Annotated in this window: 8 protein-coding genes; 2 read left to right on the plus strand and 6 right to left on the minus strand. The window is 35.8% G+C overall.

Going from position 1 to position 6,823, the window contains the following annotated elements; all coding sequences use genetic code 11:
* Nucleotides 1–172: cobalamin B12-binding domain-containing protein (locus tag M901_RS18405; protein ID WP_021277842.1), on the minus strand; the 172-nt coding region annotated here is incomplete at its 3' end.
* 159 nt (nucleotides 173–331) lie between these two features.
* Here M901_RS18405 and M901_RS16480 point away from each other — a divergent pair.
* Nucleotides 332–766, plus strand: a complete 435-nt coding sequence (locus M901_RS16480) for a 4Fe-4S dicluster domain-containing protein (RefSeq protein WP_021277841.1) — start codon at nucleotides 332–334, stop codon at nucleotides 764–766.
* 49 nt (nucleotides 767–815) lie between these two features.
* On the opposite strand, the gene lspA is transcribed toward M901_RS16480, so the two are convergent.
* The 4 genes from lspA to M901_RS08785 are packed head-to-tail and all read right to left on the minus strand — an operon-like array spanning nucleotide 816 to nucleotide 5,497.
* On the minus strand, nucleotides 816–1,325 hold the full coding sequence (gene lspA / locus M901_RS08770) for a signal peptidase II (protein WP_021277838.1): 510 nt from the start codon (nucleotides 1,323–1,325) through the stop codon (nucleotides 816–818).
* A gap of 13 nt (nucleotides 1,326–1,338) precedes the next feature.
* Nucleotides 1,339–2,844 (minus strand): sigma-54 dependent transcriptional regulator, encoded by a 1,506-nt coding sequence (locus M901_RS08775; protein ID WP_021277844.1) that lies wholly within the window; start codon nucleotides 2,842–2,844, stop codon nucleotides 1,339–1,341.
* Nucleotides 2,845–2,855: 11 nt separating this feature from the next.
* A complete protein-coding gene (locus M901_RS08780) occupies nucleotides 2,856–4,745 on the minus strand; it encodes an ATP-binding protein (protein ID WP_021277839.1) in 1,890 nt (629 codons plus the stop codon).
* Nucleotides 4,742–5,497 carry a hypothetical protein gene (locus tag M901_RS08785; protein ID WP_034721473.1) on the minus strand — a complete coding sequence of 252 codons (756 nt, stop codon included), beginning with the start codon at nucleotides 5,495–5,497 and terminating at the stop codon, nucleotides 4,742–4,744. Before M901_RS08785 ends, M901_RS08780 begins: the two co-directional genes overlap by 4 nt.
* A 206-nt stretch (nucleotides 5,498–5,703) precedes the next feature.
* Between M901_RS08785 and M901_RS08790 the strand changes: the two genes are divergently transcribed.
* Nucleotides 5,704–6,543, plus strand: a complete 840-nt coding sequence (locus M901_RS08790) for a TIM barrel protein (RefSeq protein ID WP_021277840.1) — start codon at nucleotides 5,704–5,706, stop codon at nucleotides 6,541–6,543.
* Nucleotides 6,544–6,556: 13 nt separating this feature from the next.
* Here M901_RS08790 and M901_RS08795 read toward each other — a convergent pair.
* Nucleotides 6,557–6,823: hypothetical protein (locus M901_RS08795; RefSeq protein ID WP_034721477.1), on the minus strand; the 267-nt coding region annotated here is incomplete at its 5' end.

Here is a 6,823-nt window from a genome sequence, read left to right on the forward strand (position 1 = left end):
CAGCATGTGCATCTTCATGTAATACAGCATCAACAACTTCTTTAGCTGACCTGTTATGTCCTAAGTGAATAACTTCAACACCCTTAGATTGAAGAAGTCTTCTCATAATATTTATTGATACGTCGTGACCATCAAATAAGCTTGCTGCTGTCACAAATCTCAAACGTCTCATAGATAAACCCTTGATATTACATTTAATAAAATTCTAATAAAATATTGATAAGCGACTATATCTTATGTATTTTAAACACGCAAAAAAGCTTTAATGATAAGGCTCAATGAGTTAAAATATGTCTTGATATCCAAAGGCAAATTTAAGGAATTGATAAAAATGAGTGATGAAACACTAGTAGTCGTAGAGAACCCATACCACACAGCGCGTCTTAAGCCTGCGAGAAAAGGAAAGAAGGGACCTAAACTTTTAGCCGTTGTTCACCAATCTGGTTGTACTGGTTGTGAAGTTTGTATCCAAGGTTGTCCTGTAGATTCAATTGAACTCGTTGCTGGACCAGATTCAAGTAATCCAGAGTTTAGACAAACTGTTGAGATCGATCTTGCTAGATGTATTGGTTGTCAAAACTGTTCTCAGGACTGTCCTTGGGAAACAATCACTATGTATCAACACGATGATGCATTCATCGCCTGGGGTAATGAAACTCTTAAATCAGAGCTTTATGTTTCAGAGGAAAATCTCGAAGAGCTTAACAAGCAATATGGTGTTTCTCTAGATGCGCCGGCTGCACAGAGCGAAGAAGAATCAGCTTAAAATAATTAACTATTCTATAATTAAAAAGCACGCTTAGAGCGTGCTTTTTTTATGCCTTATTTTCAATTTTAGTTTCTTTCTTCTTATTCCGCTCTTCTATTATATAGTCCAAAATAAAGATTCCCGCGGCAACTGATATGGAAGCATCAGCAACATTGAATGTCGCAAAGTGACTAGTCCCGATATAGAAATCGAACATATCTACAACATAGTCCATTGAAATACGATCGATAATATTACCCACTGCACCTGCAAAAATCATTGAATACGAGAGACAGAGAAGGAAAGACTTCTTTCTTGTGTCCCAAATCAAATAAACAAACCAAAAGCATGCAAAGACAGGAATGATTTTAAAAAGGATCATTCTCACGATGTCGGACCATCCACCACCCATTCCAAATGCCACACCTGGATTTTTCACATAGGTTAAATTAAAGAACCCGGGAATAACCTCATAGATTTCACCAAGTTTAAAATTTGTTTGAATAGCGCCTTTTGAAAATTGATCAGCAAGAATTATGGCCACAATCAAGAGGCTCATCTTCCACATTCTATCCATTATATATTCCTAATTAATAATATTCTTTTGGATTAATCTCGTACTTTTCAATCTTCCTTAGAAGTGTCTTCTTAGGAATATTAGCTTTTAACGCCGTCTGATTAATTTTACCTTTATTAAGCTTAAGGGCCTGAATGATAAATTCTTTCTCAAACATATCCTTAGCGTTCTGGAAATTTAATGTAATTTCACCACCATCGTCAAACGTTGCAAATGTAAAACTATAGTCACCAGAACTTTGCCCCATTACTCTTGATGGTTGCTCATCAAGAACAGAGTCCTTAATTTCACTGTAATCAATTATTGACTGTTCAGAATCAGAATCAGAGCTTTCAACTAAGCTTCCTGCTGCTTTACGTACAGAGTCAGGAAGTGAAGAAATGTGAATCTTATCTGTCGATTCAATAATAAATGCGTGCTCAATAACATTTCTAAGTTCACGAATATTACCTGGCCAACCATAAGACTTCATCAGCTCCATAGCATCATCGCTTAGACCTGAGATATTTAAATTATGAACATTGTTAAAGTAGTTCACATAGTAATCAGTCAAGAAAGGAACATCTGATGTTCTATCTCTTAATGGCGGAAGATAAACAGGAAGAACATTTAATCTGTAGAATAAATCTTCCCTGAATGTCCCTTCTTTGATCATCTCTTCAAAAGGTTTATGTGAAGCAGCGATGACACGTACATCACACTTAATATCTCTATTTGATCCTACAGGAGTAAATGATTTTTCCTGAAGAACTCTTAGTAGTTTTACCTGCATAGTTGGAGAGACATCTCCAATTTCATCTAAAAAGATTGTTCCACCATCAGCATATTGAAACTTTCCAATCTTTCTTTCTGTTGCTCCAGTAAAGGCTCCTTTTTCATGACCAAAAAGTTCAGATTCAATTAGATTATCTGGTATTGCCGCAAGGTTGATCGTGACAAATTTTTCATCTTTTCTAGGTCCATTGAAATGTATTGCTTTTGCAACAAGTTCCTTACCAGTTCCTGACTCACCACGAATAAGAACAGGTGTATTTACTTGAGCAAGTTTTGCAATAACATTGAAAACCTTCTGCATAACATCTGATTCACCAACAAATTGATCACTTCCTTCTCCAAGAGAGAGCGTTGGTGCAGAGAAACCAACTGTCTCAACAAGTGATCTCGCTTTTAGTGCTCTTTTAATTAGAGCAACAAGATTCTCAGATGTGATTGGTTTTTCTAAGTAGTTATATGCACCTTCTTTTACAACTTTAACTGCGTCTCCAACATTTGAATACGCTGTAAGAATTATAACAATTATAGATGGATCATACTTTTTGATTTCAGCCAGTGCCTGGATTCCATCCATTTCCGGCATATTCACGTCCATAACTACCAAGTCGTATTTTTCTTTATAGACTGCGCTAAGAGCTTCTTTCCCATTATCTGCAACATCTACTGCAAAATGGTGAAATTCTAGAGCTTCTTTGACAGAGGTCTGTAAAACTTTGTCATCATCTACAACTAATACTTTATGCATACCAACTCCATTTACTGGTTTTTAAGTTGAACTAAGAATGATGTTCCATTTCCAAGTTCAGACTCGGCAGATATCTTTCCACCGTGTAACTCTACGAAATATTTTACCAGATAAAGTCCTAATCCGCTCCCCTTAATACTGTGGCTAGCATCATTTTTTACCCGATAAAACTTCTCAAAAATATTATTGAGGTCATCTTCCGCAATCCCAACCCCATTATCTTTAATTTCGATATAAACCCATTCGTCGTCATCCCACGTTTTCACGAGAACTTCAGTGTCATTTCCTGAATATTTAATTGCATTCCCAATGAGATTTGAGAGAACACGTTTAATAAGTGTAATATCCATCTCAATTGGAAAGAGTGGCCCTAACTCGGTATTTATTTCAATTTGAGACTGCCTCGCTTCATAAGATAGATCTTTAACAACATCTTCAACAAGTTTATTCACGTCCTTTGAAGACATTGTTAATGTTAGTTTTCTAGATTCAACCTTTGTTAAATCTAGAATTGATGTGATGAAATCATTAAGTTCACGAGTGGAATCTATAATCGATTTTAGACCATCAATAACTCCTGGCTCCACCTTCCCCCTGTTCTTTTGAATCATAATATCTGCAACACCTGCGATTTTTGCGACAGGAGTTTTTAAATCATGACTCATTAGTGAGATAAAGTTCTGCTTTAAGTTCTCAACTCTCTTTAATAGCTTTGTTTCTTCTTGAATAGCGTAACGTCTTTGATATTCGCCAATCGCTCTAAATGGAACCCAAATATAGTAGACGATAAATATAGTCAAAAGAATATGTGTAACATAGAGCCACAGTCCAAATGCCACAAAGAGAATATAAGCTAAAACGATAGTCGAGATTATCGTCCCGATTGTGATCATCAGTCCTTTTGCTGGCTGAATTCTAGAAATAACCATTGATAAAAACAATGCTACGACTAGTGCAATGATATTTGAGATTGTGAACGGTACTTGTTTTACAGTTTTATTCTGAATTAGTGCTTGAATAATTTGAGCATGAACACTCATTTTTGACGCTGTCGTTTCCACTTTGTTAAATGGTGTTAGAACATAGTCATTAACATTTGATACATAACTAGGCCCGATGAGGATAATTTTGTCATTGAAAAATCCTCTCGGCACATTTCCTACAACAACCCTGTGAAAGGGGACTTTTTTCAAATGTCCCTTATTATCTACTGGCGAAGTATAAAAACGAAATAAGCTAAAACTTGCATCAGCTTCACGCACATAATAAGCCCCCAGAACATCATTTAAACCAATCGGTGTTTCTTTATGTGAGATTCTATATTCATTGGCGGTCCAAAAATGAAGCGACTCCTCACCTGAAATATTGAGAACAGCCCTTCTCGAAACATCATCTTTAGCAAACTTAGAGCTATCTATATTGATAATAGCTGGAGAATAGCCGATCTCTCTAAGTGGCTCTGGAGGAATTCTCTCTCCCCAAGAGTCAATCTCTGTTGCGAATCTAAATAAGCCACCACTTTCTTGATATTTCTTTATTTTTGACTTTAATTCAAGGAGTGCTCTTTCTTCTAACTCAGAAACTGGCTCTGTTATATTTCCAAAGAGATTTATTATCCTCGGATTATCCCTAAGTAGACGATCTAAAAGCTTATTATAAGTTGTATAGGTATAAGGAAAGTTCTCACCTAAGAACTCATCACTTTCTTCATCGATTGAAATGATAACGATATTATCTTCAAAAGTTGTTCCGATATCGTATTTAACTCTGAAGTCGTAAAAAATCGCTTCAAGAGCAGGGAATCTATACTGAAGTAAGATCGAGACAAATACAGCTGTAAAAATAAGGGGATAATAATTTGTTAAATCTAGTTTTTTAATTTTACTAAATATTTCTCTCATCTAAATAACTCATCAGGGTCAAATCTAGCCATGGAGTCATCACCAACTTTAATCATTAAATTACTACACAGCTCAGCATAGTTAAAAAGTGGGATCTTTCCATTTTCCTTATCTAGTATTTTCACCTTAAAGAGTATTTGAGGTAAGGTTGCGACAAATTTTCCGTCGTAATTAAATTCTGACCTGCACATCTTAATAACCGATGTATAAAGTAGAGTTAAGGGCCCAACCAAGTAATCTGCGACAACTTTTCCAAATAGTACCGTAAACAATGCTCTAATTGGCACCCATGTCACGATGTAAAACCTTTGCATAAGAACTTCTACAAAGCTGCCCAAGGTACTTGAGTACGACAACTCAAGATCCAGGTAAGCCTTTATCTCATTGAGCTCAAAGTCTTTGAGTGCAGACTCATTCACAATAAACTTATTTGCTTTGAGTAAACTGATCCTCATGAAAACTGGAGATATTGCTGAAGAGTAGACCTGGAACTGTCTTTCTCTATTTCTAAATGAAAAACTTTTAAATACCAAACTTAGATCAGAATCAAACTTCGCTCTTGCCACTCGAAAAAGGTGAAAGAAGATAAAGTCTGACATCATAAGATATGCTAACCAGATCAATGTCACCATCATTACAGATTGTACGATTGAGATCGCATCCACCCAAATAGCTATGAACGCTGAGGCCATAGAAATAAGGAATATTTGCATAAATAGTGCGATAAGTAGCGAGAATGATGTTCTAAACAAAGATTGTCTCCGTATTAATATTACACAGTAATTCATCCATTATAGACAAAAATCCACAATGAAGCTATAAACCTAGCCTGATAACAAAAACTCGTAAACAGATATATAAGCATTTAAAATTACAGTGTTTTACGCAGTGCTGCTACAACCTAATCTCAATATATGGTATGAATGGCCTGTTAAAAACAAAATTTAGGGGAGTGTTGATGCATAACAATAAACTACTATTTGGTACAGCTGGTGTTCCTAACTCAACTCCAAAGAAAAATAGTCCAATCGAGGGTGTTAAAAGAATCCACGAACTTGGTCTAGACTGTATGCAACTTGAATTTGCACACGGTGTTAGAATGAAGGAAGAAATCTCTTCTGGATTAAGAAAAATCTCTTATGAACTTGGAGTACCTCTTACATCACACGGACCTTACTACATCAACCTAAACGCTAGAGAACAAGATAAAATTGATTCATCTGTAGAAAGAATTATTCAAACAGCTAAGATCTCAGATCTTTGTGGTGCTGAGTCTATGACTTTCCACGCGGCTTTCTATATGAAAGATTCTCCTTTCGACGTTTTTGACCTTGTTGAAAAGAGTATGAACGTTATTGAAGAAAGACTAAGCAGGCTTGATATTGAAATTGAGTTAAGACCTGAACTTACAGGTAAGACTTCTCAATTTGGTTCTCTTGAAGAACTTATTAGTTTAACAAAGAACGTTGAGTCTTGTCGTCCTTGTATGGACTTCTCACACCTATTTGCAAGAACTGGAAAGTTTAATACTGAGCAAGAGTTCGATGAAGTTCTAGGTGTTCTTCAGAATGAACTTTCTCAAGAAGCTCTTCAAAATATGCATATCCATATCTCTGGAATCAGTACTAACTCTAAAGGTGACTTAAAACACCTTAACCTTTCTGATTCTAAATTTGATTGGAAAGCACTTCTTAGATCTCTTAAGAAGTTCAATTGTGCTGGTTACATGATTTGTAACAGTCCTAATCTAGAGGAAGATGCACTAATGCTTAAAGAGTACTATCAAACATTAGCATAAATAAGAAAGCGGCTCATGCAGCCGCTTTTTTTATATGTGGTGAAAATACAAAATATATACTGTCAGAAGACTTCACTAACTTAAACTCCCCTGCAACATTATAGAAATGACTTAAGGCCTCATTAAGGTCCTGATCATACTCAGCAATCTCAATAACATTATTCTCATCAACATCTTTAAAAGCTCCCCAGTTCATTGGGAAATCTAAGATTAGTTCGCCATGCTTTACTGTGTAGAAGCCTGGTTTTACCTGAGCAATTTGATATGTTTTTAAGGAGTC

Source organism: Bacteriovorax sp. DB6_IX (assembly GCF_000447775.1).
In the GTDB taxonomy this organism is placed as follows: domain Bacteria; phylum Bdellovibrionota; class Bacteriovoracia; order Bacteriovoracales; family Bacteriovoracaceae; genus Halobacteriovorax_A.

Excerpts from the sequence above, each read along its gene's own strand:
- M901_RS16480 (WP_021277841.1), top strand. The coding sequence starts at position 332 with ATGAGTGATGAAACACTAGTAGTCGTAGAGAACCCATACCACACAGCG.
- lspA (WP_021277838.1), bottom strand. The coding sequence starts at position 1,325 with ATGGATAGAATGTGGAAGATGAGCCTCTTGATTGTGGCCATAATTCTT.
- M901_RS08775 (WP_021277844.1), bottom strand. The coding sequence starts at position 2,844 with ATGCATAAAGTATTAGTTGTAGATGATGACAAAGTTTTACAGACCTCT.
- M901_RS08780 (WP_021277839.1), bottom strand. The coding sequence starts at position 4,745 with ATGAGAGAAATATTTAGTAAAATTAAAAAACTAGATTTAACAAATTAT.
- M901_RS08790 (WP_021277840.1), top strand. The coding sequence starts at position 5,704 with ATGCATAACAATAAACTACTATTTGGTACAGCTGGTGTTCCTAACTCA.